Below are 26480 nucleotides of genomic sequence, written 5' to 3'. Positions count from 1 at the left end.
TCGTTCTATGGCTATAACCAGTCGGCGTCCCGGGCTGAGTTCGCGGCGGCGGATGCTCGTCCTGGCCATCTGCTGTACGAGCCTGTTCATCGTCGGCCTCGACAACACGATCGTGAACATCGCGCTGCCCTCCATCCGGCGCGACCTGCACGCCTCCCTGTCCGGCCTGCAATGGATCATCGACGCCTACACGGTGGTGCTGGCGAGCCTGCTCATGCTGGCCGGTTCGACGGGTGACCGGATCGGGCGGCGCCGTACGTTCCAGATGGGGCTGGTGCTGTTCACGCTCGGCTCGCTCATGTGCTCGCTCGCGCCCAGCCTCGGCTGGCTGATCGCGGCGCGGGCGCTGCAGGCGGTCGGGGGTTCCATGCTCAACCCGGTCGCCATGTCGATCATCACGAACACCTTCACCGAGCCGCGCGAGCGGGCGCGGGCCATCGGGGTGTGGGGTGGCGTGGTCGGGGTCAGCATGGCGCTGGGACCGCTGGTCGGGGGCTCGCTGGTGGGGACGGTCGGGTGGCGGGCGATCTTCTGGATCAACATCCCGGTGGGGCTGGCCGCGCTGGTGCTGTGCGCGCTGTTCGTGCCGGAGTCGCGCGCGCCGCGGCCGCGCCGGGTGGACCCGGTCGGGCAGGTGCTGGTCATCGTGTCGCTGGCCGTCCTGACGTTCACGCTGATCGAGGCTCCGTCGCTGGGGTGGGGGTCGCCGTGGACGGTCGCCGGGTTCGCGGTCGCGGGGCTGGCGCTCGTCCTTCTGGTGACGTACGAGCTGCGCCGTACCGAACCCCTGATCGAGCTGCGCTTCTTCCGCAGCGCGCCGTTCACCGGGGCGACGGTCACCGCGGTGTGCGGGTTCGCCGCCTTCGGCGGGTTCCTGTTCGTCAACACGCTCTACCTCCAGGACGTGCTGGGGCTGTCGGCCCTGCACGCCGGGCTCTACACGCTGCCGATGGCCGGGCTGACGCTGGTCTGCTCGCCGCTGTCGGGGCGGATCGTCGCGAACGCCGGTCCCCGGGTGCCGTTGCTGCTGGCCGGAGCGACCATGGCGGCCAGCGGGCTGATCATGACGGGGCTGACGGCGGACACGCCGACCTGGCGGCTCATGGCCGCGTACGTGCTGTTCGGGCTGGGGTTCGGCATGCTGAACGCGCCGATCACCAACACCGCCGTGTCCGGAATGCCGCGCCAGCAGGCAGGGGTGGCCGCGGCCGTGGCCTCTACCAGCCGCCAGATCGGGCAGTCGCTCGGCGTCGCGGTCATCGGCTCGCTGGTGACCTCGGCGGTGGCGGGGCCGTTCGCCGCCGGGTTCCCCTCGGCCAGCCGCGTCGGCTGGTGGATCGTCGCAGGCTGCGGGCTCGCGATCGCGCTGCTCGGTATCCTGACCACGACCGGCTGGGCCCGCCGGAGCGCCGCCCGTACCGCGGAACGGCTCGCCCAAGCTCCCGAAAGAACGGCGGACGCCGCATGAGCGACACCCTCGACCAGGAGGCGGTGGCCCGGGTGTGGACCACCATGTACGACATCGTCCTGCGGCAGGAGGACCGCCGCAAAGAGGTGGCCGAGACGCTGGGCGTGAGCTTCTTCCGGGTCAAGGCGCTGCGCCGCCTGCTGTCCGGGCCGATGACCATGCGGGAGCTGACCGCCGAGCTGTCGACGGACAAGCCGTACACGACGCTGATGGTGGACGACCTGGAGGCACGCGGCTACGTGACCCGCAGCGTCTCCCCCGACGACCGCCGCATCAAGATCGTCACCCTGACCCCGGAGGGAACGGCCGCCGCCGAGGCCGCCGAGCGCATCCTGGCCCGCCCGCCCCGTTCGCTGCTCGCCCTGGACCCCGACGACCTGGCCAGCCTCGACCGCATCCTGACCAGCCTGCGCACCTGAACCGGTCAGCGCCAGGTGATCTTCTCGGTGGAGCGGCCGGGGTAGACGACGATGAGGTGTTCCTCGGCGGGGGCGTCGGGGTCGGTGTCGTCCCAGGGCAACTCGCGGGCGTACACGCGCATCCGGTACTTCCCCGGCCCGGTCACGGCCAGGTTCGGCAGCGGGCCGATCGCGCCGCTGTCGCCCCAATCCGGGTAGGGCGGCACCACCAGCCGTCCGGTACGGCTGGCGATCCCCACCTCGACCACCTTGTCCCAGCCCTTGAGTCGCAGCGGCGGCGCCTTCTTGAACGCCTTGAGCGTGAGGCACATCGGCTCGTTCTCGCCGAACGTCATGATGTAGGCGCTGGTGCCCACGGCGTCGATGAAGCCGTCGTCGATGGCTTTGAAGATATCGGCGGCCTCACCGGCCCCCTCGTCCCGGTCGTCGAAGACCGCATAGCCACCGCCCTCGAACAGCAGATAAGCGGCACTGCCCTGCCGTGTGGCCTGTTGCCTGCGCCACGGGTCGGAGCAGCGCGCGTTCTTCTTGGCCAGGTAGGCCTTCCACTCGGCCTGTTCACGCTCGCGCACACGGTCGTGCTCAGCCTGTACGCGCGCTTCGTCGGCCTTCTGCCGGGCGAGGATGCCCGGACACAGGAACTCCAGGGCGGTGGCGAGCGCCTGCGGCTCGGCCGAGCCGCCCACGGCATCGAGGCGGGCCTGGCGTTCGTCGGCGGTCGGTAAGGCGCACAGGTCGGCGCCGTGCGCCAGGACGCGCTGGTCAGGCTGGTCCGTGGGGAACATCGGCGCCCTGACGGCGTTCTCCTCGCTCCTGGCCAGGCACAGGAACGCGTCGCGCGGGTCGGCGTAGGCGGGGCAGGTCTCCGGCGCGGGGGTGAAGCTGAACCGGGCGCTCTCCTCGGAGCCGACCACGAGGACCGGCAGGGCGAGCACGAACGCGACGTACACCCTCGGCGCGCGGACCACGACGGGCCGCACGGCGGCGTCGGGACGGGCGAGCTCGTGCGCGGTCCGTGCCATCCACACCGTGAAGAAGACGCCGAGCGCGTTGAACAGGGTCGCCAGGCCGCTGAAGTACAGCTCGCCGAGGCCGTGGTTGAGGATGATCAGGGGGAAGATCAGCCGGGGGATGAGGCTGATCTGCCCGATGCCGATCGTGACGGCGCTCCAGCGACCGTCCCGGAACTGCCCGATGAGGATCATCACCGTCAAGGCGGAGCCCGCCACCGTGTGCAGGACGATGCCCACCGGGGGCAGACGGCCGAACAGGTCCGACACGAGGCCGGCCAGGCTGAGGGCGACGGCCACCACCCGGAACCACGCCGGGATGCCCGAGATCACGCGGAACAGCAGGACCACCGTGGCGATCCACAGAGCCGATTCCCCGAGGTCCGCCACGGTGTCGGACAGGATGTCGACGAGGGACCAGAGCAGCAGGTCTCCGGCGATCCCCGCATAGAGCAGGCGCCGCAGCCAGGCCACGCCCGGCGGCAGGCGCTCCGCCCGGGGCAGCGCCGGTCCGCGCAGCACCTGCCACAACATCCAGGCATGGAGCCCGCTGTGCACGAGAACCACCGGCGTGTGGCGGTCTCTGATGCCGAAGCCCCAGAACCAGCCCAGATCCCAGTCGTCGCCGGACACGACGGAGCCCGCCAGGACGACGGCCCCGGCGACCAGGTAGAACGTGGCGATGGCGGCGGCCGTCCTGCCGAAGCGGTAGCGGCGGACGGTGGCCCAGAGGCGAGTGGTTATGCGGTGATCTTAAGGGGAAATTTCAGTCGAAAAGGTCGGGCTCGGTGTGGACGATCTGCTCGTAGAGCGGCTGGAAGTTGAGCCAGCCGACGAAGTCGTTGCCGATCTGGCCGTGGGTGAGCTTGGCCTGGTCGTGGTCGATCCGCACGGTCGGGCCCGCCGCCTTCGCCAGCAACTGCGCCTGGCACGAGCGCTCCATCGTGATGAACCACCAGGCGGCGGCGTCCACCGAGTCGCCCACGGTCAGCAGGCCGTGGTTGCGCAGGACGACCGCCTTGTACGAGCCGAGCGCCGTCGCGATCCTGCGGCCCTCCTCGGTCTCCACGACGACGCCGGTGTAGTCGTCGAACAGGCCGTGGTCCTCGTAGAAGGCGCAGGCGTCCTGGGTGAGCGGTTCGAGGAGGGTGCCGAGTGACGACAGGGCCTTGCCGTACACGGAGTGGGAGTGCGCGGCGGCGACGGCGTCGGGGCGGGCCTGGTGGACCATCGCGTGGATGGCGAACGCGGCCTGGTTGACGTGGTGGCGGCCGTGGACGACCTGACCCTCGTGGTTGACCAGGATGAGGTCGCTGACCTTGATGTGCCTGAAGCACATCGCGAACGGGTTGACCCAGAAATGGTCGGTGTGCTCGGGGTCGCGGGCGGTGATGTGCCCGGCGACGCCCTCCTCGAAGCCGAAGCGGCCGAACAGCCGCAGCGACGCGACCAGGCGTTCCTGGCGGTGGCGCCGCTCGTCGGCCACGTTCTCGAACTTCGCCGGCAGCGGGAAGGACAACTGCTCGGTGGGGATGGGCTCCAGGTTCATCGTTCCTCCAGGATCGACGGGTCGAGGTCGGCGGGTGTGCGGAAGCCCGCCAGGCCGAGGGTGAGGTCGAGGTCGGCCAGCAGCGCGCGCACGACGTGCCGCACGCCGTCCTCACCGCCGCACGCCAGCCCCCAGACATAAGGACGGCCAAGCAGTACGGCCCGCGCCCCGAGCGCCAGCGCCTTGACCACGTCCGCCCCCGAACGGATGCCGGAGTCGAACAACACCGTCATCCGGTCGCCGACCGCCGCGACCACGCCGGGCAGCGCGTCGAGCGAGCCGAGCGCGCCGTCCACCTGGCGGCCCCCGTGGTTGGAGACGATCACGCCGTCCATGCCCGCGTCGGCCGCCCGCCGGGCGTCGTCGGGATGCTGGATGCCCTTGAGGACGATCGGCCCGTCCCAGTTCTCGCGCAGCAGCGGCAGTTGGTCCCAGGTGTGGGCGCGGCCGTTGAACAGGGGCGCCCAGGTCATGATCGCCGCGTCGAGGTCCTCCTCGACCGGCCGCTCCAGCCGTGACCGGAAGACCGGGTCCGACAGCGGGATGGCGAGCCCGGTCCCGCGCAGGAACGGCAGGTACGCGCGGTCGAGGTCGTTGGGCCGCCAGGCCAGCGTCCAGGTGTCGAGCGTGACCACGAGGGTGTCGTAGCCGTTCTTGCGCGCCCGTTCCAGCAGGCTGAGCGTGATCTCGTCGTCGTGCGGCCAGTAGAGCTGGTACCAGCGCGGCCCGCCCGCCTCGGCCACCTCCTCCAGCGTGTGCGAGGAGGCGGTGCTCAGGATCATCGGCAGCCCGAGCGCGGCGGCGGCCCGTGCGGTCGCCAGCTCACCGTGCGGGTGCACAATCGACTGCACGCCGATCGGCGCCAGCGCGAGCGGCGCCGGATAGGTGCGGCCGAACAGTTCGGTGCGCAGGTCGCGTTCGGTGGCCTCGCGCAGCATCCTGGGCACGATCGCGCGCCGCGCGAACGCCGCCCGGTTGGCCGCGTCGGTCTCACCGGTGCCGGCCGAACCGGCCACGTACCAGTAGGGGCCCTCCTCCAGCAGACCGTGCGCGGTCTCCTGGAGCTTGGCCGGATCCACCGAGTACGGCGGGAGCGCGTCGGCCAGGCCGTTGAGGTAGATCTCGAGCTGGAAGTCGGAGTAGGCCACCCGTCCAGCCTGTCCGCAGTGCCGGCGGCGGGCAACGTTCAGCGGTCGCGAATCCGGTTCTGCTCATTGTGTGGTGGCACAATGGGCAGGGTGGATCCCAGGTTCGCGGCGCTGAGCGCGCGGCTGCTGGAGCGGGTGGACGAGCTCGGCGGCGAGCTGGCCAGGCGGGTGCGCGCGGCGGAGGCCGAACTGGCCGTGGTGCCGCCGGACGACCTGGCCGCGGTCTGCGCCGAGCAACTGCGCCTCTCGCTCACGCACCTGTCCGGCCGCGCGGAGATCTCGACCGCCTCCACCGAGGCCAACGCCCGCCGCCGCGCCGAGCGGGGCGTGCCCCTGGCCGCGCTGCTGCACAGCTACCGGGTCGGCACCCAGTTCCTGTGGGAGAGCTTCGTGGCCGAGGCGGGCGACGACGAGCACGCGATCCTCATCGCCAGCGCGAGCGAGATGTGGCTCGGGCTGGACCTCATGTCGGAGGCCATCCGCACCGCCTACCGCGAGGTGGAGGCCGAGCGCGACCAGCGGGCCAGACGGGACCGGGACGTGCTCTTCGACGCGCTGCTGGGCACCGATCCGGTGCGGATCAGGCAGAGCGCCGACGCGCTCGGGCTGCCGCACCGGGGGCGCTTCCACGTGATCGCCGCGGAGGTCAGCGCGGGGATGCCGCCGGCCGCGGTGTGGCGGCACCTGCCGACGGAACGGCTGGCCGTACTGTCGCTGCCGGAGAACGCGGCGTTCCCCGCGCTGCGGGGCGGGCGCTACGGGGTGAGTCCCGCCTACGAGCAGATCTCGCAGACCGCGGCGGCGCTGCGGCTGGCCCGGCTGGCCCTCGCCGCGGCGCCGCCGGGCGAGGGCGTCTGCCACTACGGCGACCGCCCGGTGGCCACGCTGGTCGCCAGCAGCCTGGAGACGGCCGACGACCTGGCCCGCAGGGTCCTCGGCAGGCTGCTCGACCTGCCCGCCGACGACCGGGACGCGCTGCTGGCCACCGCGTACACGTGGTTCGCGGAGGGCGGCTCGACGGCGCGCACCGCGCAGGCGCTGTTCTGCCACCGCAACACCGTCCGCTACCGGCTGGGCCGGGTGAAGGAGCTCACCGGCCGCACGGTGGACCATCCCCGGCAGGCGGCCGAGCTCTTCCTCGCGTTGGAGACCGTCTACGTCCGCAGGTAGCCGGACTCAGCGGCGGCTGATGCGCGCGTCCCTGATGTCCGCGGGGAGCACGGGTCTGCCGTCCACGGGCGGCGTCGGGCCGCCGGGGGTGGGCTGGATGCCGCCGGCCGCGATCCGGTCGAGGGCGGCCAGGCCGGGGCCGTCGACGGTGCCGAAGACCGTGTAGTTGGGTGCCAGGCCGGAGTCGCCGATGACCAGGAAGAACTGGCTGCCGTTGGTGTCGGGCCCGGCGTTGGCCATGGCCAGCAGGCCGCGCGCGTACGTCTTGCGCACCCCGGTCGGGTCGCCCGGCCACGGCGGCAGGTCGGTGGGCAGTTCGTCCTTGTACTTGTAGCCGGGTCCGCCCTCGCCGGTGAAGCTCGGGTCGCCGCACTGCAGCACCTTCAGCCGGTCGTAGGCGGTCAGGCGGTGACAGGAGGTGCGGTCGTAGAAACGGTGCCTGACCAGGTGGACGAAGCTCTGCACGGTGCACGGCGCATTGACCGGGTCGAGCGTGAGGCGGATGTCGCCGTGGTTGGTCTCCAGGACCGCGGAGACCGGGCGGGTGGGGGTGCGGCGCGGGTCCGGCGGCAGGTGCACGCGGCGGGCCGGCGGTTCGTCGGGCGTCTGGGTGTAGGCGCACGGGCCCTTGGTGGTCTTCGGCGGGCGGTCCGCGGCCGAGGCCGCCGAAGTCGCCGAGGCGGGGGTGGCTGCGAGCGCGACCAGCGAGCCCGTCGCCGCTGCGGTTAAGGCGAGTCGTGCGAGCGACATCTGTCCTCCACAGGGGTTGTCAACGGATCAACCCTAGGGCGTCAAGTCGGAGCCGTCGACAGTGCTCCGGGTTGCGCACACTGTTCCCCGTGAGTACAGTGTGCGCATCTAGGGAACGACGTACTGGAGGAAACCCCCAATGGACGCCCGCAACCCCCGCAGGTGGCTCATCCTCATCGTGTTGTGCCTGAGCACACTCGTGCTGGTCATCGACAACATGGTCCTCACGGTGGCCATCCCCTCACTGGCTGTCGACCTCGGCGCCACCGCCCAGGACGCCCAGTGGATCCTGGACTCCTACATCCTGGTCTTCGCCGGCCTCCTGCTCACCGCGGGCAGCCTGTCCGACCGCTACGGCCGCCGCCGGGTGATGATCATCGGGCTGGCGCTGTTCGGGCTGGCCTCCCTGGCCGCGACCTTCGCGACCGACCCGGGAACGCTGATCGCCGCCCGCGCCGTCATGGGCGTCGGCGGCGCGCTGATCATGCCGAGCACGCTGTCGATCCTCATCGTCGTCTTCGACGAGGAGGAGCGGCGCAAGGCCATGAGCGCCTGGTCGGCGGTGGCCATGCTCGGCCTGGTCGGCGGCCCGGTCCTGGGCGGCGCGCTGATCGCCTGGTTCTGGTGGGGCGCGGTGTTCCTCATCAACGTCCCCATCGCCGTAATCGCCATCGCCGCCGCGCTCGTCCTCATGCCCGAGTCCCGCGGCCCCGCCACCAAGGCCGACCCGCTCGGCGCGATCCTGTCCGCGGTCGGCATGGTCGCCCTGGTGTGGACCATCATCGAACTGCCCCACGGCCTCAACGTGGTCAGCCTCGTCACCACCGTTCTCTGCCTCGCCGCCTTCGTGGTGTGGGAGCTGCGCACGCCGTACCCGATGGTGCCGCTCGCGCTCTTCCGCAACCGCACCTTCTCCGGCGCGAGCCTGTCGCTCACCCTCGTCCAGGTCGGCAACGGCGGCCTGCTGCTGGTGCTGACCCAGTTCCTGCAGTACGTGCTCGGCTACACGCCCACCGCGGCCGGGCTGGCCTTCATCCCGATGGCGATCTCCTCCCTGCTGTTCAACGTGCTCGGCGCCGCGCTGGGCGCCAAGGTCGGCAACCGGCCGCTGATCGCGGTGGGCATGCTGGTCATGGCCGGTGGCTTCGGCCTGCTGGCCACGCTGGGCACCGGCTCGGGGTTCGTGCTGACGGCCCTCGCCCTGTTCGTCCTGGGCGCCGGCGGCGGGCTGGCCATGCCGGCCGCGATCGCCGCGCTGATGGGCACCGTGCCGCCGGAGCAGGCCGGCGTCGGCTCCGCGCTCAACGACACCATCCAGCAGGCGGGCGCGGCGCTCGGCATCGCCGTCCTGGGCAGCGTCCTGAGCTCCGGCTACACCGCGGCGCTGCCCGCCGGAGCCCCCGGCGCGGCCAAGCACTCCATCGGCGACGCCCTCGCCGTCGGCGACCCCGCTCTGGCGCTCGCCGCCCGTGACGCCTTCAGCACGGCGATGTCCAGCGCCTTCACGCTGAGCGCGATCGGCGTCGCGGCCGCCGCCCTGCTCGCCTTCCTCGTCATCCGCGACCGCAGGCCGGGGCCCGAGGCGGTTCTCCTGCACTGAGCCCGACCGCGCGTGTCGGGCCCGGGTACGGCGGGGCCCCGGGGTTAGCCTGCGGTGCGATGAAGAGTGCCGCCGCCTGGCTGCTCCCCGGCGAGGACCGCGGGGTCCTGCCCGCCATGCTCGTCGTCCTCACCGTGGTGACCGGGATCGTGGACTCGGTCAGCTTCCTCGGCCTGGGCAACGTGTTCGTGGCCAACATGACGGGCAACGTGGTCTTCGTCGGGTTCGCGCTCGCGGGGGTCGAGGAGCTGAGCCTGTGGGCCTCGCCGCTGGCCATCGCCTCGTTCGCGCTCGGGGCGTGGACGGCGGGGCGGGTGGCGGGCCGGGTGTCGTTCGCGGCGTTCACAATGGTCCACACGGGTCTGGTCGTCGCGGCCATGCTGGTCCTGGCCGGGCCCGGTACGGACGCGGTGGTGATCGTCCTGCTGGCGCTGGGCATGGGCGTCCAGAACGCCTCGGTACGCCACACCGGCATCCCCGACCTGACCACCACGGTGCTGACCACCACGCTCACCGGCCTGGTCGCCGACTCCCCGGGCACCGCCAACCGGCGCCGGGCGGCCTCGATCGCCGCGATGTTCTCCGGCGCGCTGACCGGCGGATTCCTGCACCTGCACGCGGGCGACGCCGCCGCGCTGGCCGTGGCCGCCGTCCTGCTGGCCGCCGTGAGCGCGGTGCTGGTGCGGCTATCCGGCTGAGGGGAAGCGGGCCACGGCGCCGAGCAGGCCCGGCCTGCCGAAGTCGGGCTCGTGCTCTTCCTCCCACTCGGGACGCCAGCAGTCGACCGGGACCACGCCGGGGTCGAGCAGGTCGAGGCCGTCGAAGAAGGAGCGGACGGCGTCCACGCCGCGCGGCACGATGGAACCGGTCGAGGACGAGCGGTAGACGGCCTGCCCGGCGCGGATCGTCTCGGTGCTCAGGTCGCCGGCGTAGCTGTGGGACATGGCGAGGTAGCTGCCGCCGGCCACCGCCGAGCGCAGCCTGGCGACGATCGCCGCCGCCTCCAGGTCGGAGGGGACGAAGTGCAGGATCGCGAACAGCAGCACCGCGACCGGCCGGTCGAAGTCGAGGTGGGCCCGGATCTCCGGATGGCCGGTGATCGTCTCCGGATCCCGGAGGTCGGCGTCGACGACGATGGTGCGCGTGTTGTCGGCCAGCAGGGCGCGCGCGTGGGTGAGGACGATGGGGTCGTTGTCCACGTAGGCGATCCGGCAGTCGGCGGCGGCGCCGAGCGCGACCTCGTGCACGTTCTGCTGGGTGGGCAGTCCGGTGCCGATGTCGACGAACTGGCGTATCCCGGCCGCCACCAGCACGCGGACCACGCGGATGAGGAAGTCGCGGTTGGCGCGGGCGATGTGGGTGATCTCGGGCACCAGCCGGACGATCTTCTCGGCCGCCTGCCGGTCGGCGGGGAAGTGGTCCTTGCCCCCGAGGTAGAAGTCGTACATTCGGGCGACGCTCGGCGTGTGTGGATCGATGCCCGGGACGTGCTCGCCAGCCGACATGAGTAAATCTTAGGTCCGGATGGTTACGATCACCCCTCTGGTTACGTCATAGAGACTATGACGAGCAATCTGCGTGATGTGATCAAGGGCCGGGTCCTGCTGCCCGGCGACGACGACTTCGACGCCGCCCGCAAACCCTGGAACCTCGCGGTGGACCAGCCGGTCGCTGCCGTGGCGCACGCCGCCGACGCCGCGGACGTCGCCTCCCTGGTACGGCACGCCGCCACGACCGGCCTGACCATCGCCACCCAGCCCAGCGGCCACGGCGCCTCCGGCGACACCGACGGCGTGATCCTCCTGCGCACCGCCGCCCTCGACAGTGTGGAGATCGACCCGGAGCGCCGCCTGGCCAGGGTGGGCGCCGGCGCGCGATGGGGCCAGGTGCAGGCCGCGGCGGGCGAGTACGGGCTGACCGGCCTGGCCGGCAGCATGCCGCTGGTCAGCGTCACCGGCTACACCCTTGGCGGCGGACTGAGCTGGTTCAGCAGGAAGTACGGGCTGGCCGCCGACGCCGTGCTGGCCTTCGACGTGGTGCGGGCCGACGGCACGCCCGCCCGGGTCACCGCCGACTCCGACCAGGACCTGTTCTGGGCGCTGCGCGGCGGCGGCGGGGACTTCGCGCTGGTCACCGCGGTCGAGTTCGCGCTCCACCCGGAGCCGCAGCTCTACGGCGGCAGCGTGATGTGGCCGGACGAGCGCGCCCCCGAGGTGTTCGCGGCCTTCCGCGAGGTCGTCGAGTACGCGCCGGACGAGCTGTCGATCTGGCTGAACCGGGTCCAGTTCCCGTCGGCGCCGCCCATGGTCGGCATCAGCACCGCCTTCCTGGGCTCGGCGGAGGAGGGGCGGCGGCTCCTGGGCAGGTTCGACGAGATCGGCGGGGCGCTGTCGGACAGCCGGGGGCCGCTGCCGGCCGCGGAGCTGGGCGTGATCACCAACGAGCCGACGAACCCGTCCCCCGGGGTCTCCCGAGGCGAACTGCTGACCGGGCTCGACGACGAGGCCGTGGCCGCTCTGCTCGCCGAGCCGGTCGATCCGCTCATCAACGTCCAGGTCAGGCAGCTCGGCGGGGCGCTGGCCAAGGGCGGGGAGGGCGCGAGCGGGGCGGTGGCGGAGCCGTACCTGCTGTATCTGCTGGGGCTGGCGATCAGTCCCGAGCTCACCGCGGCGTCGCGGGACAAGCAGGAGCGGATCGTGGCGGCGCTGGGCGGGCGGGTGACGGGGCGCAAGCCGTACACCTTCCTGGCGGCGGGGGAGAGCGCGGCGGCGGCGTTCTCCGAGGAGACGCTCCAGCGGCTGCGCGCGATCAAGCGGGCGCGCGACCCCGAGGGCGTCTTCCGCGCGAACTACCCCGTGCTCGGCTAGGACCGGCACGGCTCCGGCACGACGGGGGCGGGGCGCGGGCGCAGGGCTCCGGCCAGGACGCCCATGAGGATCACGGCCACGATGATCAGGGCGAAGGCCGCGGGGTAGGACAGGACGTCCGCGGCCCCGCCGATCACGGCGGGCGCGATCAGGCTCGACAGGTAGGTGATCGTGGTCACGCCCGCGACCCCCTCCCCGGGCGAGCTTCCGGTACGGCCCGCCGCCGCGTAGGCCAGTGGCGCGGAGACCGCGACCCCGATCCCGATCAGCGCGAACCCCGCCGCGCACACCCAGGTCGTCCGCCCGGCGACGACCAGGACCCCGCCGAGCGCGGCGACGACCCCGCCGGCGCGCACGACGGCGACCGCGCCGAACCGGCCGACGATCCGGTCGCCGAGCAGCCGGGTCCCGGCCATGAAGAGCATGAAGACGGTGTAGGTGGCGGCGGCAGCGGCGGGCGCGGCGGCGGTGACCTGGGTGACGTAGACGGCGGCCCAGTTGGCGGAGGCGCCTTCGGCGAAGGTGCCGCAGAAGCCGACCAGCCCGATCGCGGCGATGGCCCGCGTGGGCAGCGCGAACCTGCGCGGCGCGGGCTCGTCCGCGGCGGCCGGCTGGTCGGGCAGGAGCCCGCGCCCGGCCAGCCCGCTCACCGCGAGCAGCAGCACGGCGACCGCCGCCAGGTGCAGCCGGGCGTCGACGCCCAGGTGGGCGGCGAGCACGCCGAGCCCGCCCGCGGCGAGGCTGCCCACGCTCCACATGCCGTGCAGCCCGGCGATGATCGAGCGGCCGAGCCCGCGCTCCAGGACGACGGCGTGCGCGTTCATGACCACGTCACTGGTGCCCGCGGCGGCGCCGAGCAGCAGGAACGCCCCGAACAACCAGCCGGGCCCCGGCGCGAGCACCGGCGCCACGACCAGCACGCACCACAGCGCGATGAGGATGCGCGTGGCCCGCCGCCCGCCGATCCGGTACGCGAGCCGACCGGCCATCGGCATCCCGATGAAGGCGCCGATGGGCTGGCAGAGCAGCACCAGGCCGAGCATGCCGGGGGTGAGCGCGAAGTGGTCCTGCAGCCAGGGGATGCGCGTGGACAGGCTGCCCGCGACGGCGCCGTGGGTGGCGAACACGAGGGCGATGGCGCGATGGTTGGTCACAGACGAGAAATTAACAGTTAGCCTTCCTGATGAAAAGAGTGGCCTGGCTATCATGGGCTCGTGAAGACCGCGACCCCGGCCATGGCCCGCGCCATCAACGATCGGCTCGCCCTCGACCTTCTGCTCGAACGCGGCCCGCTGACCGCGCCGCAGTTGCGCGAGATCACCGGCCTGTCCCGGCCCACGGTCTCCGACCTGGTCGAACGGCTCCGCTCCGCCGGGCTCATCGAGGTCACCGGGGAGTCGGGCGAGAACCGGCGCGGGCCCAACGCCAGGGTCTACGGCCTGGTCGCCGACTGCGCGCACGTGGCCGGGGTGGACGTTCGTTCCAGCGGCCTGCGGGTGACCGTGGCCGACCTCGCCGGCCGGGAGGTCGGCACCGCCGTACGGGAGGGGTCGGCGGACCTGCACGAGATGATCACCTCGGCGGTCGCGCAGGCCGCGGGCGGGCGGCGGCTGCAGGCGGTCGTGCTCGGCCTGCCCGGACTCGTCCACCCCGAGACCAGCGCGCTGACCAGTGCGCTGGCCAGCGACAGCCGGGTGCGCGGCTGGCATCCGGGGCTGCTCGGCGAGCTGCGGCGGAGCCTGGGCGTCCAGGTCGTGCTGGAGAACGAGACCAACCTCGCGGCCATCGCCGAGCACGGGAAGGGCTCGGCCCGCGGCGTCGCGGACTTCGTGCTCCTGTGGCTGGACGACGGCGTCGGCGGCGCGGTGGTCCTGGGCGGCAAGCTGCGCCGGGGCATGTCCGGCGGCGCCGGCGAGATCGGCGCGCTCGACCTGGGGCTGGACGAGGCGACCTTCTGCCGCGCGGTCGAGACGTCGGACGGTTCCTCGCTGGCCGACCGCATCGCGAAGGGCGTGTTCACGATCGTCGCCGTGCTCGACCCCGGGCTGGTCGTGCTCGGCGGGCGCATCGGCAGGCAGGGCGGCGAGGAACTGGCCGCGCTGGTCGAGGAGCGCGTCGCAGCGCTCTCCCCGGCGCCCACGCGGGTACGGCCGAGCACCGTCGAGGGCAACGCCGTCCTGGAAGGCGCCGTGCTGACCGCCCTGGACCTGGCCCGCGACGAGGTGTTCGGCTAGCGGAAGCCCAGTTTCTCGCCCAGCTCGCGCAGGCACTCCTCGTAGACCGGGGTCAGGTCGGTGAAGGCGAAGTCGAGCTGGTGCAGGACTTCCATGCACAGCAGGCCGTACAGGCGGATCCAGCAGGACAGGAAGACGTGCGCGGCGGCGGGCGGGAGCGCGCCGCCGACGGCGGCGGAGTAGTCGCGCAGTTGCCGCTGCAGCGAGGGCGGCAGGTCGGCGAGGTCGGGCACGGGGAAGGGCCTGGTGCGCCAGAGCTCCGCGACCAGCTCGCTGAAGATCAGTTCGAAGCGGTGGGCGGCCTGGTAACGGGGTGACTCCGGGAGCAGGTTGGGCGGGCTCGGCGGGCTGGCGAAGATCCAGCCGAACTCCGCCGGATGGGCGACCGCCCACGCGCGCATGGCCCGGCACGTCTCCAGGATGCGCGTCTCCAGCGACCCGTCGGCGTGCTTGTCCCTGGCGGACTCCATCGCCTCGGCCAGTTCGCGGAAGAAGCCCGCGGTCACGGCGCCGATCAGCTCGTCGTGGCCGGAGTAGTAGTGGTAGAGCGCGGGGCCGCTCATGCCCACCTCCCTGGCGACGGCGTTGATCGTGACCGCGCCCGATCCCTGCTCCACCAGGAGCCGCCGGGCCGCCGCGTGGATCTCGGCCAGGGTGGCCTGCCGGAGTCTGTCCCGCCTCGTGCTTCCCACGTTGACATCCTAGAGCATCTATGTTTGCTTAATGACTCTAAGGTAGCTTATCGGCATTAAGGAGACGTGATGCGGAAGTACTTCGCCCGCTACACGGTCGAGGCGACGGTCACCGACAACGAGCTGGTCACGCCATCGATGCGGCGGATCAGGCTCGTGGCGGGGGAGCCGATCGCGCTGCCGTACCAGCCGGGTCAGCACGTCAGGGTTCAGATCAACGACCCGCTGTCGGTTCCCGGCATCCTGCGGCCGGGAGAGACGCTCAGGACCTACACCATCTGGGAGCTCGACGAGCGCGCCATCGAGCTGCGCGTGCACGACTACCCCGGCGACGGCATCGGCCTGACCTGGGCGCGCGAGACCAGGCCGGGCGCGGCGGTCACGCTGTGGTGGCCGCAGGGCGACTTCTTCACCCGCGAGGCGCCGTTCCACGTGTTCGTGGGCGAGGAGAGCGCGAGCGCCGCGTTCGGGCCGATGATCCGCGGGCTCGGGCCGTCGGCCCAGGTGTACGGCGTGCTGGAGAGCGAGAACGCCGAGCACGATCTGCCGATGCCGGGGGAGCATCCGCTGCGGCGCGTCCACCGGCGCGGGGCGCCCGCTGTGTCCTCCACCACCCTGCTCGCCGGCCTGGCCGAGCTGGACCTACCCGGCAACACCGGCGCCGCCTACGTGGCCGGCGAGGCCAGGACGTGCCAGATGGTCCGCGACTACCTGGTGCGCGAGCGGAACTGGGCGCGTACCTCGATCAAGGTCAAGCCCTTCTGGACCCCGGGCAAGAGGGGGCTGCACTGAGTCAGATCAGCGCCTTGAGGCCGGTGAGGAGGTCGGCGCGCTCCCGCTCCGTCAGCATCCTGTACGGCTCGGCCGCCGCCACGTTGGTGGCGTGCTCGATCTCGGCGTGCAGGGGGCCGGATCGCAGGTTCACCACCTCCCCGGCCGTCAGGCCCGCGGCCTGCCAGGCGGCGGCGTGGGCGTCGGCCCGGCTGTAGCGCAGGGCGGCCAGCCGGTTGAACAGCAGCAGGCCCGGCGGGGCGCCCGGCGGCTCGTAGGGCGGGGCCATCAGCTCCAGCGCGCCGCCCGGCAGTCTCGGGGCGGCGTCCAGGATCCTGCCGACCTGGATGGCCAGATGCGCCACGCCCGGCCAGATCCTGGCGGCGGTTTCGGCGTGGTGCGCGTAGAGCGTCTCGACGTGGGCGGCGGCCTTGGGGGTCAGGTGGAGGGCGCCGGAACCGTCCTCCTTCAGCGAGCCGTCGGCCAGGTGGGCGGCCACCTCGCCGCCCAGGTCGGTGGCGTAGCGGTAGATCGTCGCCAGGTTCGCCCTGGTCAGGGGGCGGAGGGGAAGCGTGTGGCGCAGGTCGTTCAGGAGGCCGGGGGCGAGGCGGGCGGCGGCGTGGAAGTTGACGTGGGCGGCGTCGACGACCGGCGCGATTTCAGCAGCGAACTCACGAAGTTTCGGCATTACGGGGTGATTATGCCGCGACCCGTAGCCGATCGGCAGGGGATCCGAACCGGGCGGTAGCAGGGTGAAACCGGTTCGACCGGGCCGGTGTTCAACCACCGCTCATCCCTCTCGCCCCAGGAGACGTCGTGGTCCTCGCCGGCCCAGCCGTACGCAGCCCCAGCCGCTGGCTGCCTCTACCTGTCGTGCTGGTCGCGGTGTTCGTGACCACGCTCGACTTCTTCATCGCCAACGTCGCCCTCCCCTCCATCCGCGCCGACCTCGCCGCCGGCCCCGCCGCCACCCAACTCGTCTTCGGCGGCTACGGCCTCGCCTACGCCGCCGGACTGATCATCTCCGGCCGCCTCGGCGACCTCTACGGGGCGCGCAGGGTCTTCATGATCGGCCTCGTCCTGTTCACGCTGGCCTCCGTCGCCGCCGGGCTCGCCTGGGACATCCTCGCGCTGATCGTGGCCCGCGTCGTGCAGGGCAGCGCCGCCGCGCTCCTCGCGCCGCAGGTCCTCACGCTGATCGGCGCGCTCTACCCGGGTTCCGACCGCGCCAGGGCCTTCGGCTGGTACGGCACCGCCACCGGCGTGGCCGGAGTCAGCGGACAGGTCGTCGGCGGCCTCCTGATGGCCGCGGACCTGGGCGGCCTCGGATGGCGCGCCACCTTCCTCATCAACCTGCCCATCGGCGTGGCCGCCCTGCTCATGGCCAGAGCCGTGCTCCCCGAGATCCCGCGTGCGTCCAGGGCCAGGACACTCGACGTGCCAGGGGCCCTCCTGGTGGCGGCCGGGCTGGCGGCGATCGTCCTGCCGCTGGTGCAGGGGCCGGAACTCGGCTGGCCGCTCTGGACCTGGCTGCTGCTCGGCTCCTCGGCGCCGCTGCTCACGGCGTTCGTGGCCCGCCAGCGCACCCGCCCCGAACCCCTGCTCGACCTGCGCGTGTTCACCGAGCCCGGCTTCGCGTCCGGCCTGGTGGCCGTGGCGTTGCTGTTCGGCGGCTCCGCGGGCCTGTCCTTCATCCTCGCCGTCTACCTGCAGGACGGCCTCGGCCTGGGCCCGCTCGCCGCCGGAACCGTCTTCACCGCCCTCAACGCCGGCTTCTTCCTGGCCTCACTCCGCCGGGGCCGTCCCGTGCCCGGGGCCCTGGCCATCGTGGCCGGGCTGGGACTGGTCCACCAGGCGGTGGGGGCGGGCGAGCCGTACCTGATAGCCGCGGCTCTGGCCGTGGTAGGAGCCGGAATGGGCCTGCTGATGTCCCCCTTGATCTCCACCGTCCTGTCAGGAGTGGGCAGCCGAAGGGCCGGGGCGGCAGCCGGAGTGCTGGGCACCGCCCAGGAGACCGGCGGCGTCCTCGGCGGAACCCTGACCGGCACCGTCTTCCTCTCCACCGCCGACCACGGCTGGACCACCGCCACCCAAACCGCCCTGCTCCTCCTCGTCGGGCTGGCCGCGACGGCCGCCGCGACCGTGTTCTCCAACCGCCGCAGATCTCACCCCGCCCCGGTGTGACCGGCCACCACGCGCCGTTCGCCTTGAAGGGAGGCGAACCTCACCAGCCCGGCCAGGAACACCGGGATGCCGACCACCCAGCAGCGCAGTTGCGCCCAAACGCCTTCGTTGGCGTGCTCGCCGTTGCCGGTGACCTCGGGCACGAGCATCGTGGCGATCACTGGGAGCAGGACCAGAGCGAGACCCGCGGCCATGAGCGCCGCACCCGCCGCGACCGACTGCGCCTTCCGGTACGGCCGGCCCGCCACCAGCGTCAGGACCACGGCGCACACGGCGGCGGGCGCGGCCACCTTGCCGATCCAGTGCAGCAGCATCGTCGCCCCGTACCACCGCTCGCCGGAAAGTGGCTCCAGGAAAGAGACAGCCGGCGCCGGCGGACCCAGAAGATCCCGGATCGTCCCCCACAGCGCACCCCCGATGAACGCGACCACCAGCACGGACCACCGCCATCCGGCGGGAAAGCCCTTGATCGAGACCACGAGCACGGCGGCGGCGGCGAGCAGGCCCAGCAGCGCGCCCTTACTGGCCCCGTTGGCGAACGGTATCCAGACGTTCCACGGATAGTTCATGGTCGTGAGAGCCGTCCACGCGCCGACGGCGCCCCAGCAGACGACCCCTACGGTGACCCCGACGGACACCACGTCCAGGACACGCCTGTCCTGACGGCTCACAACGTACGGCGGGCGCATCGGATCATCATGCTGGGACGCGACCCGGGCCCGCAATCGTGGGGCAGGACGCCCGGAGGCGTGGTCGCGACGGTTTTCGTGCGCAGGGGAAATACTGGGCCCACCGCACAGCGGCAACCTCGGGAGGTTCGGTGATCGCGGTTCTGGGGGAGTGCGTCGCGGACGCGTTCGCGGAGGGGGCGGGGCGCGGGGAGCTGGCGCTTCGGGTGTTGCCCGGTGGCGGGCCGGCCAACACGGCGGTCGCGCTCGGCCGGCTGGGGAGCGATACCCGGTTTCTGGGGCGGATCTCGGGTGACGTGTTCGGGCGGCTGTTCCTGGAGCGGCTGGCCGGGGCCGGGGTGGATGTCTCGGCTGTCGTCGCGGCGGCCGAACCCAGCACGCTGGCCGTCGCCTCGCTCGACGACGCGGGGCGGGCTGTCTACTCCTTCCACGCCGAGGGGGCGGCGGACTTCCAGTGGAGCCCGGGTGAGCTCAGGCTTGAGCTGCTGGGTGGGGTCTCCTGTCTGCACACGGGGTCGTTGGCGCTGGTCAAGGAGCCTGGGGCGGGGGAGGTGGCGGGGTTCGTGGCGGATGCGGCGCCGTACGTGACGATCTCGGTTGATCCCAACGTGCGGCCTTCCCTCGCCGGTCGGGCGGCTTATCTGGCGCGGTTGCCCGGCCATGCCGACATCCTGCGGCTCAGTGAGGAGGATCTGGACTTTCTCCTGCCCGGCACCTCCTTGGAGGCGGCCTGTGACGGGTGGCACGAGCAGGGGGTGCGGCTGGTCGTGGTCACTCGCGGTCCCGAGGGGGCGCTGGTGTCGCTGGGCGGGGAGCGGGCCGCGGTGCCGGGGGTGCCGGTCGAGGTGGTGGACACGGTGGGCGCGGGGGACGCGTTCACGGCCGGGCTTCTGCACCGGCTGCGCGACCACCTCGGCGGGCGGCTGGACGGGCTGGATCTGGGGACGGCGCGGGCGGCCGCCGCGTTCGGCGCCCAGGTGGCCGCGCTGACCTGCACGGTCGCCGGCGCCGACCTGCCCCGGCACCGCTGAGGGAAGCGGCCGGGGCGACCGCTTCCCCGTGGAAAGCTCAGGTCAGGATGGCCGCGACCGCCGCCCCGGTCTCCGGGTAGGCCGTCAGCAGCGCGCCGACCTCGGTGTTGGTGTCGGTGACCGGTTCGCACCCCAGCAGCTCGCCCACCGCCAGCCCGGTGCCGGGATAGGCGGCCAGCAGCTCGCTGACCGGGCCGGAGGACACCACCGGCCGCCGGGTCGACGGCTTGGCCAGCCACGGCGGCGTGAAGGAGTCCACGTCGGGCAGCCGGGCGGGGAAGGTCCGCTCGGCCTCGCGGACCAGCACCGGCACCAGCTCGGGCGCCTGCTCGCGCAGCGTGGTGATCAGCTTGGGCAGCCACGGCAGCAGCACGTCGTCGGGCAGTTCCCCGAACGCCCTGGACAGCACCTCCACCACGAACGGGGCCAATGCCGGCGCCGACTCCAACGCCTGCACGAACCCGCTCACGTACCGCGGCACGGACGGCACCACCAGTGGGCTGGAGAGCAGCTCGCCGACCAGCCCCCGCAGCTCGGCCATGGTGAGCAGCCCGAGCTGGTAGCGCGCCGTCCACAGCAGCGCGACCTTGGCGGGCGCCTCGGGATGAGACTGCTGTACGGCCAGCTCAAGCTGAGCCCGGTCGCACCCGAGCGACAACGCCAGGCTCTCCATCGTGAACAGGAACCCGAGCATCGCGCCCACCTGGCGCACCCCGGTCTCCTCCTCGACGAAGGCCGTGGGCAGCAACGTGCAGTAGTGCGCGTACCCGGTGGTCACGAACGTCTTGGCCCACTCGGGCAGCTCCGGCTCCGTGGCCCGGTAGTGGGCCAGCAGGCGGCGGATGCGGCGGAGCACGTCGGGGGCGTCGTCCACGGTGCGCTCGCCGGACAGCAACTGGATGGCGCGGCCCCCGAGCTCGTCGGTGAACCGCCTGCTGCCCAGGTAGAGGATGGAGTCCTCGACCGCGTCGAGCGCCACCGAGGCGGTCGCCTTGGGGTCCCAGACGGCCTGCCGTAGCCGCTGCTCCAGGACCTGTTCGATGGTGACGCCCTCGTAGCCGAGCTCGATGATCGAGCGCTGGTTGCGTCCGATCGCCAGGTCCCAGCTCTCCTGGTGGGAGCGCTCGCCGAGCCGGCGCGAGCCCATGATGGGGCGGACGGCGTCGTCGGGCAGGAGCCTGCGCAGGATCCACAGCAGGTGGGAGCAGGGTTCGAGCTCGGGCTGGGCGTCGAGGTCGATCAGGGCCCGCTGGATGGTCCGCTTCTCCAGGTCGAGCCCGAGCGGCTTGAGCCGGTCGAGGACGTCCCTGGCCAGCGGCGGCAGCGAGTCGTAGCCGACCTGCCCGACCTTGTCGCCGCCGAGCATGATCTCGACCAGCCGCCGCACGTCCCTGCGGCCGGGTACGACGTCCTTCTCGATGCAGGTGACCGCGGCGTCCTGGAAGTCGTACGGCGTGGGCCGCTTCCTGTTGCGCATCCCCGCGAGCAGGATCGACGTCTCGAACACCGCGATGGCGTCGGCGGTGCTGGACAGGTAGCCGTTGCGCCGGGCCAGGCGGACGATCTCGACGCACCATTCGAGCAGCTCCGCCTCGTCGAAGCCGTCGAGGGTGGGCGGCTGGGTGAGGAAGGCGTGCAGCCCCTGCGACTCGACCGGGGCGGGCGCCTTGCCCTTGCGCTTGGAGCCGAGCTGGTAGGAGACCAGGCCGTGCCGTTTGAGCGACTTGTCCCAGGTGGCGGCGGCGATCGAGACCGAGCCGGGCGCGAGGCCGAACTGCTTCTCGATCGCCGAGTGGCTGGAGGGGATGAGCCCGTAGAGCCAGCTCGTCCTCGTGCGCGGGCTGATGTCGAGGTGCTCGTCCATGACCGGGCTGGCGGCGTGGAAGGCCCCGCACACGTACAGGCAGTCGGCCGGGTCGGCGCCGGTGGCGGCCAGGTGCTCGCGCATCCTGGTCCACATGTAGCGCTCGCGGTCCTCGTCCACCTCGTTGCCGCCGGGCTTGAGTCGGCGGAACAGGCTGCCGATGAGCACCATGACCTGGCGGTAGGTCTCGTAGTCCGCGCCGGACAGCGGCTGCTCGACGTACTGGTCCCACCACTCCGACCAGTGGCGCACCTTGCCGTGGTGCAGCAGGTGCTCCTCCAGGGCGGCGAAGCCGGGCCGCAGGTCGCCGATCTCGATGCCGACGTCGGCCGGCTCGGCGCGCGGCTCCCACTGGAACACGTGGTCCACCGACCGGTCCACCAGGACGATCTCCACGCCCGGGGTCTCCATGGCGTAGGCGATGGCCTGGTACTCGGCGGAGGACTCGGTGATGGGCGCGATCACGCTCAGCGGCGCCCACTCCTTGGGGAAGCCGTCGATGTCGGTGGCGAACGCCTGCAGGGCGACCGGGAGCCTGCAGTTGTGCAACTCGTCCAGGACGGGCCGCAGGTCCTCGCAGAGCTCCAGGTAGATGACCTTGGGCTGCTTCTCCCTGAGCCTGCGCACCATCGCCAGCCCGGAGGCCGGCGAGTGGTGGCAGACGGGGAAGATCTCGACGTCGGTCCGCAGGGCCTGCTCGACGTCGTCGATCAGCTCCCCGCCGAACGCCTCTGCCGCGCTCGCGAGCTGCTCGCGCAGGGGGTCGAACGGGCTCATGACAGGGTGGAGATCGCCTGGCGGCCCCCTTCGAGGAACTCGGGCCACTCACCGCCGTCCTTCTTGCTGCGCGGCTCGACCACGCCGTGCAGGTACTTGTTGAGGATCGCCAGGTCCTCCGGGCTGCGCCGGGCCAGCGAGCCGACCAGCGAACCGGCCAGCGTCCCCGCCTTCAGCGTCCTGTCGCCGAAGAACTGGCTGTGCAGGATCGCGTCCTCCAGCACGCCGATCTGCTCGGCCGTGGACAGCGCCGACTCCAGCTTCTCGTCGTCGCTGGTGGCCGAGGCCGCGGCGGCGCGCAGGTCGGCGAAGCTCTGCAGCAGGATGTCCAGCAGGGTCGGCGGCAGCTCCAGCTCGATCTGGTGCCTGCGCAGCAGTTCCTCGGTACGGAAGCGGACGATCTCCGCCTCGCTCTTCTTGTTCGTCACCACGGGGATGCGGACGAAGTTGAAGCGGCGCTTCAGGGCCGAGGACAGGTCGTTGACGCCCCGGTCACGGCTGTTGGCGGTGGCGATGATGGAGAAGCCGGGCTGGGCGAAGACGATGTTGTCCTCGTCGGGCAGCTCGGGGATGGAGACGTACTTCTCCGACAGGATCGAGATCAGCGCGTCCTGCACGTCGCTGGTCGAGCGGGTCAGCTCCTCGAAGCGGCCGATCACACCGCGTTCCATCGCGGTCATGATGGGCGAGGGGATCATCGACTCCCTGGACTGGCCCTTGGCGATGACCATGGAGACGTTCCATGAGTACTTGATGTGGTCTTCGGTGGTGCCGGCCGTACCCTGGACGACCAGCGTGGAGTTGCGCGAGATCGCCGCGGCCAGGAGCTCGGCCAGCCAGCTCTTGCCCGTGCCTGGGTCGCCGATGAGCAGCAGGCCGCGGTCGGAGGCCAGCGTGACGATGCTGCGCTCGACGAAGCTGCGGTCGCCGAACCACTTCTGCGGGATCTCGCGCTCAAGCCCGTCGGCGCGGTCGGAGCCGAGCACGAAGATGCGCACCATGCGCGGGCTGAGCCGCCAGGAGAACGGCTTGGGTGAGGTGTCGATCGACTCGAGGTAGTCGAGCTCTTCGGCGTACTTGATCTCTGCGGGGGCACGCAGCAACGGAGGCTCCTAGGTGTTCAGGAAAGTCTTGAGCTCGTTGACGAGCTTGCGGATGTGTCCGGAGATGACCGGTGTGCCGAGGGCTTTGAGCTTCTGGCGGTACCACGGGTCCACGCTGGCGTGGCCCGAGCTGTTCACCGAGCCCACCGGGATGAACTTGACGCCCGACTTGTGCAGCGCCTCGAAGTCCGTGATCAGCGACCGGTTGTCGTAGAAGTCGGAGATCCACACCATGACGGTGTTGCGCGGATCGGTGATCTTCGGGCGGGCCAGCGCCATCGCGACCGTGCCGTTGGTGCCGCCGCCGAGCGTGGTGCGCAGCAGCACCTCGAACGGGTCGTTCACCCACGGGGTCAGGTCCAGGGCTCGGGTGTCGTACGCCACCAGGTGCACGTCCACCTTCGGCAGCCCGGAGAAGATCGAGGCCAGGATCGTGCAGTTGACCATCGCGTCCACCATCGAGCCCGACTGGTCGACGACCACGATCATCTTGGCCGGGGTGGTGCGCTTGGCGGTCTGCTTGTAGAAGAGCTTGTCGACGTAGAGCCGCTCGTCCTCGGGGCTCCAGTTGGTGAGGTTCTTCCAGATCGTGCGCTCAAGGTCGAGGTTGCGGTAGACGCGCTTCGGCGGCACCGAGCGGTCGATGGTGCCCGCGCTGGACTTCTCCACCTGCGTACGCAGCACCTGGGCGACCTCGTCCACGAACCGGCGGATCAGCGCCTTGGCGTTGGCCAGCGCGACGCCCGACAGGTTCGCCTTGTCGCGCAGCAACTGCTCGATCAGCGACATGCTGGGCGTGAGCTGCTTGGCGAGCTGCGGGTCGGCCAGCACCTCGCGCAGGTGCATGCGCTTGACCAGGTCGGCCTCGACCTTGCCGAGCTCGCCCGCGGCCTCGCCGCCGAACGCCTGCTGCAGCCATCCGGCGTCCTGCTTCCACCCGGCCAGTTGCGTGGCGGTGACGGTGCCGCCGCCGGTGGCGAAGGTGTTGAGCAGCAGCTTCGACACCAGCGCCGCGTTGGTCACCTCGTCGCCGTCCAGATCGCGCAGCTTGTCGGCCAGCTCGGGGTGGCGTTGCACCAGGTTGTCGATGGACACGCCGGGGTCGAGCAACGCGGGCGGCAGCCCGAGGTCGTCGACGATGGCGACGCTGGCCTTCTCCAGGGAAGGCTGCTCCTCGCCCTCGAACACGCGCGCCAGCAGGCGCCAGTAAAGGATCTGACGTCGGGTTTCGCTCATTTGCGCAGCAGCCGTCCCGCTCGCTCCTTGAGCACCGAGACGGGGTCCCCGGCCTTGGCGCCGCTCTTGAGCACCTTCTGGTCGGTGGTCCCCTGCGCCCAGTCGCCGTTGTGCGCGGCCACGGCCTCCTTCTTCACACTCGCCTGTACGGCCAGCGGTTGCAGCCGCCACTGCCCGCCGTCCCAGCGCATCAGCCCGATGCACGCCGTCGAGGCCTTGAGCAGTTGCGGGGTCAGCGGCCCCGACTGCGGCAGCCGGTCGAGGTCGAAGGGCAGCTCGGCGCCGTCGAGCCGGATCACGGCCCCGTCGCTCTTGTAGCCCTCGACGAACACCGGCTCGGCGAGGCGGACCGGGTGGCGGTCCAGCGGCGGCACCGCCGGCGCGCTCGCCCCGGCGAGCTGGACCCGGGCGGTGGCGAACGGGTCGCTGTAGGGCCCCGCGGCCGCCTTGGCCTCCTGCCAGACCAGGTCGCCGCTGGCCAGCAGCGTCATGCCGGTTATCTCCAGGCTGAGGTGCTTGGCCAGCGCGCCGGTCAGCACGGGGTGGTCCTGGAACAACTGCCACACGAACGGCCCGGCGATCGTGTCGACCTTGGCCGCGGACACGCTGGTACGCACCAGGCGGCCGTGCGGCTCCAGGATCGCGTGGAGCTGGATCTGCACCGCCGTACCGTGCTCGTGGATGTCGACGCCGAGCGGCAGCAGGCGGCCGGAGACCTCCTCGGCGCCCTCCAGCGCGCCCGTGTGCATGAGCAGCAGGGCGCGCGACCACAGGTCCGCCCAGCGGCGCACGGGCAGGCGCTCCATGGCGCCGACCGGCGAGGAGGCGCGCAGCTCCGCGGCGAGGCCGTCGAGCAGGACGGCGGCCCTGCGCAGCCGCGGCTCGGCCAGCATGCCCTGGATGGCCTGGTCGGCGGAGGAGGCGAGTTCGTGGTCGACGCCGCGCCAGCCGGTGATGGCCAGCTCGGCCAGCCAGGAACGGCAGGCGGCGCTGAGCGGGTCGGTGGCCGGGGGCTGGGCGCCGTTCCAGGGGGCGCGGGTGCGGCCGAGCGCGGTGTCGAGCCCGGCGAGCAGGGCGTCGTGGACCGCCCCGAGCAGCGTGGTGCGGGCGGCGGCCAGCGCGGTCAGGTGCTCCTCCGCGATCGAGCCTGCGGTGACCTTCCCCGCGGCGTCGGCGGCCAGCGGGCCGAGCGGCGTGGCGCCGACGGCTCCGGCGAGCGCGGTCACCGCCTCGGCGCGCTCCTCGCCCAGCCGGGCCAGGCCGTTGGCCAGCGCGTCGTCGAAGCCGGCCACCAGGCCGAGCGCCTCGTCGAGCCCGGCGTGGGCGCCCTCGCGCAGCGCCGCGAGCTGGGTGGCGAGCATCAGCGCACCGCCCCGAGCGAGGGGAACCAGTGCATCTCGGCGACCGGCTCGCCGGTCGACGGCAGTTCGAGGTAGGCCAGGTGCCGCAGGAAGCGGCTGAAGACCACGGCGGCGGGGATGGACTCGTGCCCGCCGTCCAGGTTGCGCAGCAGCTCGCCCGCGTCCTCCGCGTCGACGCGAAGGTAGCGGGCGACCTGCTCAAGGCCGTACTGCAGGACGGCCTCGTCGACCAGCGAGCGCAGGTGCTTGCACGGCGCCCCGCGCAGCCCGCCGCACGGCCGGTTGTTGTTGGTGCTGCAGTTGTAGCCGTGGGTCCCGGCGGTGATCGAGGAGACGTACACCCGCTCGATGTCGGAACCGCTGGAGACCACACCCTGCAGCCGGCCCTCCGCCATCTCGACGAAGGGCACTTTAGCCAGCTTGCGCGGCTGGATGGGTGACACCACCCGCAACGCGCTGAGCTGCTCCCACGCGGGTCTGTCCGCGTTCAAAGGACGACCTCCAAGATTGGTATCGGTCGATCAGTGAACGGGAATTTACCCGACCAGTCCGACAAT

24 protein-coding genes are annotated in these 26480 nt (G+C 72.0%); 10 read left to right on the top strand and 14 right to left on the bottom strand.

Features of this window, described 5'->3' with window-relative positions; all coding sequences use genetic code 11:
• The first annotated feature begins 7 nt into the window (after positions 1-7).
• Positions 8-1468 carry an MFS transporter gene (locus tag ACIBEJ_RS39860; protein ID WP_397188140.1) on the top strand — a complete coding sequence of 487 codons (1461 nt, stop codon included), beginning with the start codon at positions 8-10 and terminating at the stop codon, positions 1466-1468.
• Entirely contained in the window at positions 1465-1887 is a 423-nt protein-coding gene (locus ACIBEJ_RS39855; protein WP_397188139.1) for a MarR family winged helix-turn-helix transcriptional regulator, read from the top strand. Before ACIBEJ_RS39860 ends, ACIBEJ_RS39855 begins: the two co-directional genes overlap by 4 nt.
• A 5-nt stretch (positions 1888-1892) precedes the next feature.
• Here ACIBEJ_RS39855 and ACIBEJ_RS39850 read toward each other — a convergent pair whose 3' ends face one another.
• The 3 genes from ACIBEJ_RS39850 to ACIBEJ_RS39840 form a co-directional block, all read right to left on the bottom strand.
• Positions 1893-3530, bottom strand: coding sequence for a hypothetical protein (locus ACIBEJ_RS39850; RefSeq protein WP_397188138.1), 1638 nt, complete (start codon positions 3528-3530; stop codon positions 1893-1895).
• 133 nt (positions 3531-3663) lie between these two features.
• Complete coding sequence (locus ACIBEJ_RS39845; protein ID WP_397188137.1) at positions 3664-4446, bottom strand: class II aldolase/adducin family protein; 783 nt, start codon at positions 4444-4446, stop codon at positions 3664-3666.
• Positions 4443-5594, bottom strand: coding sequence for an alpha-hydroxy-acid oxidizing protein (locus tag ACIBEJ_RS39840; RefSeq protein WP_397188136.1), 1152 nt, complete (start codon positions 5592-5594; stop codon positions 4443-4445). Before ACIBEJ_RS39840 ends, ACIBEJ_RS39845 begins: the two co-directional genes overlap by 4 nt.
• Before the next feature lie 90 nt (positions 5595-5684).
• Here ACIBEJ_RS39840 and ACIBEJ_RS39835 point away from each other — a divergent pair, with 90 nt between their 5' ends.
• Positions 5685-6764 carry a PucR family transcriptional regulator gene (locus ACIBEJ_RS39835; RefSeq protein ID WP_397188135.1) on the top strand — a complete coding sequence of 360 codons (1080 nt, stop codon included), beginning with the start codon at positions 5685-5687 and terminating at the stop codon, positions 6762-6764.
• Between the two features lie 6 nt (positions 6765-6770).
• Here ACIBEJ_RS39835 and ACIBEJ_RS39830 read toward each other — a convergent pair whose 3' ends face one another.
• Positions 6771-7514: a peptidylprolyl isomerase gene (locus ACIBEJ_RS39830; protein ID WP_397188134.1), complete on the bottom strand. Its 744-nt coding sequence runs from the start codon at positions 7512-7514 to the stop codon at positions 6771-6773.
• A 139-nt stretch (positions 7515-7653) separates the two neighbouring features.
• Between ACIBEJ_RS39830 and ACIBEJ_RS39825 the strand changes: the two genes are divergently transcribed.
• Together ACIBEJ_RS39825 and ACIBEJ_RS39820 are read left to right on the top strand one after the other, a co-directional pair.
• A complete protein-coding gene (locus tag ACIBEJ_RS39825; RefSeq protein WP_397188133.1) occupies positions 7654-9114 on the top strand; it encodes an MFS transporter in 1461 nt (486 codons plus the stop codon).
• Between the two features lie 59 nt (positions 9115-9173).
• A complete protein-coding gene (locus ACIBEJ_RS39820; RefSeq protein WP_397188132.1) occupies positions 9174-9812 on the top strand; it encodes a YoaK family protein in 639 nt (212 codons plus the stop codon).
• Here ACIBEJ_RS39820 and ACIBEJ_RS39815 read toward each other — a convergent pair.
• Positions 9801-10619 (bottom strand): SAM-dependent methyltransferase, encoded by an 819-nt coding sequence (locus ACIBEJ_RS39815; protein WP_397188131.1) that lies wholly within the window; start codon positions 10617-10619, stop codon positions 9801-9803. The two genes, ACIBEJ_RS39820 and ACIBEJ_RS39815, sit on opposite strands and share 12 nt — an antisense overlap.
• Positions 10620-10676: 57 nt before the next feature.
• On the opposite strand from ACIBEJ_RS39815, the gene ACIBEJ_RS39810 reads away from it, so the two are divergent.
• A complete protein-coding gene (locus ACIBEJ_RS39810) occupies positions 10677-11981 on the top strand; it encodes an FAD-binding oxidoreductase (RefSeq protein ID WP_397188130.1) in 1305 nt (434 codons plus the stop codon).
• Here ACIBEJ_RS39810 and ACIBEJ_RS39805 read toward each other — a convergent pair.
• Positions 11978-13135: an MFS transporter gene (locus ACIBEJ_RS39805; RefSeq protein WP_397188129.1), complete on the bottom strand. Its 1158-nt coding sequence runs from the start codon at positions 13133-13135 to the stop codon at positions 11978-11980. The two genes, ACIBEJ_RS39810 and ACIBEJ_RS39805, sit on opposite strands and share 4 nt — an antisense overlap.
• A 60-nt stretch (positions 13136-13195) precedes the next feature.
• Here ACIBEJ_RS39805 and ACIBEJ_RS39800 point away from each other — a divergent pair, with 60 nt between their 5' ends.
• The gene (locus tag ACIBEJ_RS39800; protein WP_397188128.1) at positions 13196-14215 is read left to right on the top strand and encodes an ROK family transcriptional regulator; all 1020 of its coding nucleotides are present in this window, start codon (positions 13196-13198) and stop codon (positions 14213-14215) included.
• Here ACIBEJ_RS39800 and ACIBEJ_RS39795 read toward each other — a convergent pair.
• Positions 14212-14907 (bottom strand): TetR/AcrR family transcriptional regulator, encoded by a 696-nt coding sequence (locus ACIBEJ_RS39795; RefSeq protein WP_397188127.1) that lies wholly within the window; start codon positions 14905-14907, stop codon positions 14212-14214. The two genes, ACIBEJ_RS39800 and ACIBEJ_RS39795, sit on opposite strands and share 4 nt — an antisense overlap.
• Before the next feature lie 69 nt (positions 14908-14976).
• Here ACIBEJ_RS39795 and ACIBEJ_RS39790 point away from each other — a divergent pair, with 69 nt between their 5' ends.
• Positions 14977-15699 carry a siderophore-interacting protein gene (locus ACIBEJ_RS39790; RefSeq protein ID WP_397188126.1) on the top strand — a complete coding sequence of 241 codons (723 nt, stop codon included), beginning with the start codon at positions 14977-14979 and terminating at the stop codon, positions 15697-15699.
• Position 15700: 1 nt separating this feature from the next.
• Here the strand turns inward: ACIBEJ_RS39790 and ACIBEJ_RS39785 are convergent, their stop codons facing one another.
• A complete protein-coding gene (locus tag ACIBEJ_RS39785; protein WP_397188125.1) occupies positions 15701-16366 on the bottom strand; it encodes a hypothetical protein in 666 nt (221 codons plus the stop codon).
• A gap of 128 nt (positions 16367-16494) precedes the next feature.
• Between ACIBEJ_RS39785 and ACIBEJ_RS39780 the strand changes: the two genes are divergently transcribed.
• The gene (locus ACIBEJ_RS39780) at positions 16495-17862 is read left to right on the top strand and encodes an MFS transporter (RefSeq protein ID WP_397188124.1); all 1368 of its coding nucleotides are present in this window, start codon (positions 16495-16497) and stop codon (positions 17860-17862) included.
• Here the strand turns inward: ACIBEJ_RS39780 and ACIBEJ_RS39775 are convergent.
• On the bottom strand, positions 17844-18551 hold the full coding sequence (locus tag ACIBEJ_RS39775) for a hypothetical protein (protein WP_397188123.1): 708 nt from the start codon (positions 18549-18551) through the stop codon (positions 17844-17846). The genes ACIBEJ_RS39780 and ACIBEJ_RS39775 overlap by 19 nt on opposite strands.
• Before the next feature lie 131 nt (positions 18552-18682).
• Here ACIBEJ_RS39775 and ACIBEJ_RS39770 point away from each other — a divergent pair, with 131 nt between their 5' ends.
• A complete protein-coding gene (locus ACIBEJ_RS39770; RefSeq protein ID WP_397188122.1) occupies positions 18683-19582 on the top strand; it encodes a carbohydrate kinase in 900 nt (299 codons plus the stop codon).
• A 37-nt stretch (positions 19583-19619) separates the two neighbouring features.
• Here ACIBEJ_RS39770 and ACIBEJ_RS39765 read toward each other — a convergent pair whose 3' ends face one another.
• From ACIBEJ_RS39765 to ACIBEJ_RS39745, 5 genes are read right to left on the bottom strand one after another with little or no spacing between them, the layout of a single operon-like run.
• Positions 19620-22223: a DUF5682 family protein gene (locus ACIBEJ_RS39765; RefSeq protein WP_397188121.1), complete on the bottom strand. Its 2604-nt coding sequence runs from the start codon at positions 22221-22223 to the stop codon at positions 19620-19622.
• Positions 22220-23326 carry an AAA family ATPase gene (locus tag ACIBEJ_RS39760; protein ID WP_397188120.1) on the bottom strand — a complete coding sequence of 369 codons (1107 nt, stop codon included), beginning with the start codon at positions 23324-23326 and terminating at the stop codon, positions 22220-22222. The genes ACIBEJ_RS39765 and ACIBEJ_RS39760 overlap by 4 nt, the downstream gene beginning before the upstream one ends.
• 9 nt (positions 23327-23335) lie before the next feature.
• The gene (locus ACIBEJ_RS39755; protein WP_397188119.1) at positions 23336-24562 is read right to left on the bottom strand and encodes a VWA domain-containing protein; all 1227 of its coding nucleotides are present in this window, start codon (positions 24560-24562) and stop codon (positions 23336-23338) included.
• Positions 24559-25923, bottom strand: coding sequence for a hypothetical protein (locus ACIBEJ_RS39750; protein ID WP_397188118.1), 1365 nt, complete (start codon positions 25921-25923; stop codon positions 24559-24561). The genes ACIBEJ_RS39755 and ACIBEJ_RS39750 overlap by 4 nt, the downstream gene beginning before the upstream one ends.
• Entirely contained in the window at positions 25923-26414 is a 492-nt protein-coding gene (locus tag ACIBEJ_RS39745; RefSeq protein ID WP_397188117.1) for a hypothetical protein, read from the bottom strand. The genes ACIBEJ_RS39750 and ACIBEJ_RS39745 overlap by 1 nt, the downstream gene beginning before the upstream one ends.
• Positions 26415-26480 lie beyond the last annotated feature (66 nt).

The sequence above is a fragment of the Nonomuraea sp. NPDC050790 genome, from assembly GCF_044456745.1.
In the GTDB taxonomy this organism is placed as follows: Bacteria; Actinomycetota; Actinomycetes; order Streptosporangiales; family Streptosporangiaceae; genus Nonomuraea.
Note: the sequence above shows the minus strand (reverse complement) of the source record. Positions and strands in the feature narration are given on the sequence as shown.

What these genes read in the sequence shown, in the direction of transcription:
- ACIBEJ_RS39860 (WP_397188140.1), top strand. Translation starts at nt 8, where the DNA reads ATGGCTATAACCAGTCGGCGTCCCGGGCTGAGTTCGCGGCGGCGGATG.
- ACIBEJ_RS39855 (WP_397188139.1), top strand. Translation starts at nt 1,465, where the DNA reads ATGAGCGACACCCTCGACCAGGAGGCGGTGGCCCGGGTGTGGACCACC.
- ACIBEJ_RS39845 (WP_397188137.1), bottom strand. Translation starts at nt 4,446, where the DNA reads ATGAACCTGGAGCCCATCCCCACCGAGCAGTTGTCCTTCCCGCTGCCG.
- ACIBEJ_RS39830 (WP_397188134.1), bottom strand. Translation starts at nt 7,514, where the DNA reads ATGTCGCTCGCACGACTCGCCTTAACCGCAGCGGCGACGGGCTCGCTG.
- ACIBEJ_RS39825 (WP_397188133.1), top strand. Translation starts at nt 7,654, where the DNA reads ATGGACGCCCGCAACCCCCGCAGGTGGCTCATCCTCATCGTGTTGTGC.
- ACIBEJ_RS39820 (WP_397188132.1), top strand. Translation starts at nt 9,174, where the DNA reads ATGAAGAGTGCCGCCGCCTGGCTGCTCCCCGGCGAGGACCGCGGGGTC.
- ACIBEJ_RS39815 (WP_397188131.1), bottom strand. Translation starts at nt 10,619, where the DNA reads ATGTCGGCTGGCGAGCACGTCCCGGGCATCGATCCACACACGCCGAGC.
- ACIBEJ_RS39810 (WP_397188130.1), top strand. Translation starts at nt 10,677, where the DNA reads ATGACGAGCAATCTGCGTGATGTGATCAAGGGCCGGGTCCTGCTGCCC.
- ACIBEJ_RS39790 (WP_397188126.1), top strand. Translation starts at nt 14,977, where the DNA reads ATGCGGAAGTACTTCGCCCGCTACACGGTCGAGGCGACGGTCACCGAC.
- ACIBEJ_RS39785 (WP_397188125.1), bottom strand. Translation starts at nt 16,366, where the DNA reads ATGCCGAAACTTCGTGAGTTCGCTGCTGAAATCGCGCCGGTCGTCGAC.
- ACIBEJ_RS39775 (WP_397188123.1), bottom strand. Translation starts at nt 18,551, where the DNA reads ATGCGCCCGCCGTACGTTGTGAGCCGTCAGGACAGGCGTGTCCTGGAC.
- ACIBEJ_RS39765 (WP_397188121.1), bottom strand. Translation starts at nt 22,223, where the DNA reads ATGAGCCCGTTCGACCCCCTGCGCGAGCAGCTCGCGAGCGCGGCAGAG.
- ACIBEJ_RS39755 (WP_397188119.1), bottom strand. Translation starts at nt 24,562, where the DNA reads ATGAGCGAAACCCGACGTCAGATCCTTTACTGGCGCCTGCTGGCGCGC.
- ACIBEJ_RS39750 (WP_397188118.1), bottom strand. Translation starts at nt 25,923, where the DNA reads ATGCTCGCCACCCAGCTCGCGGCGCTGCGCGAGGGCGCCCACGCCGGG.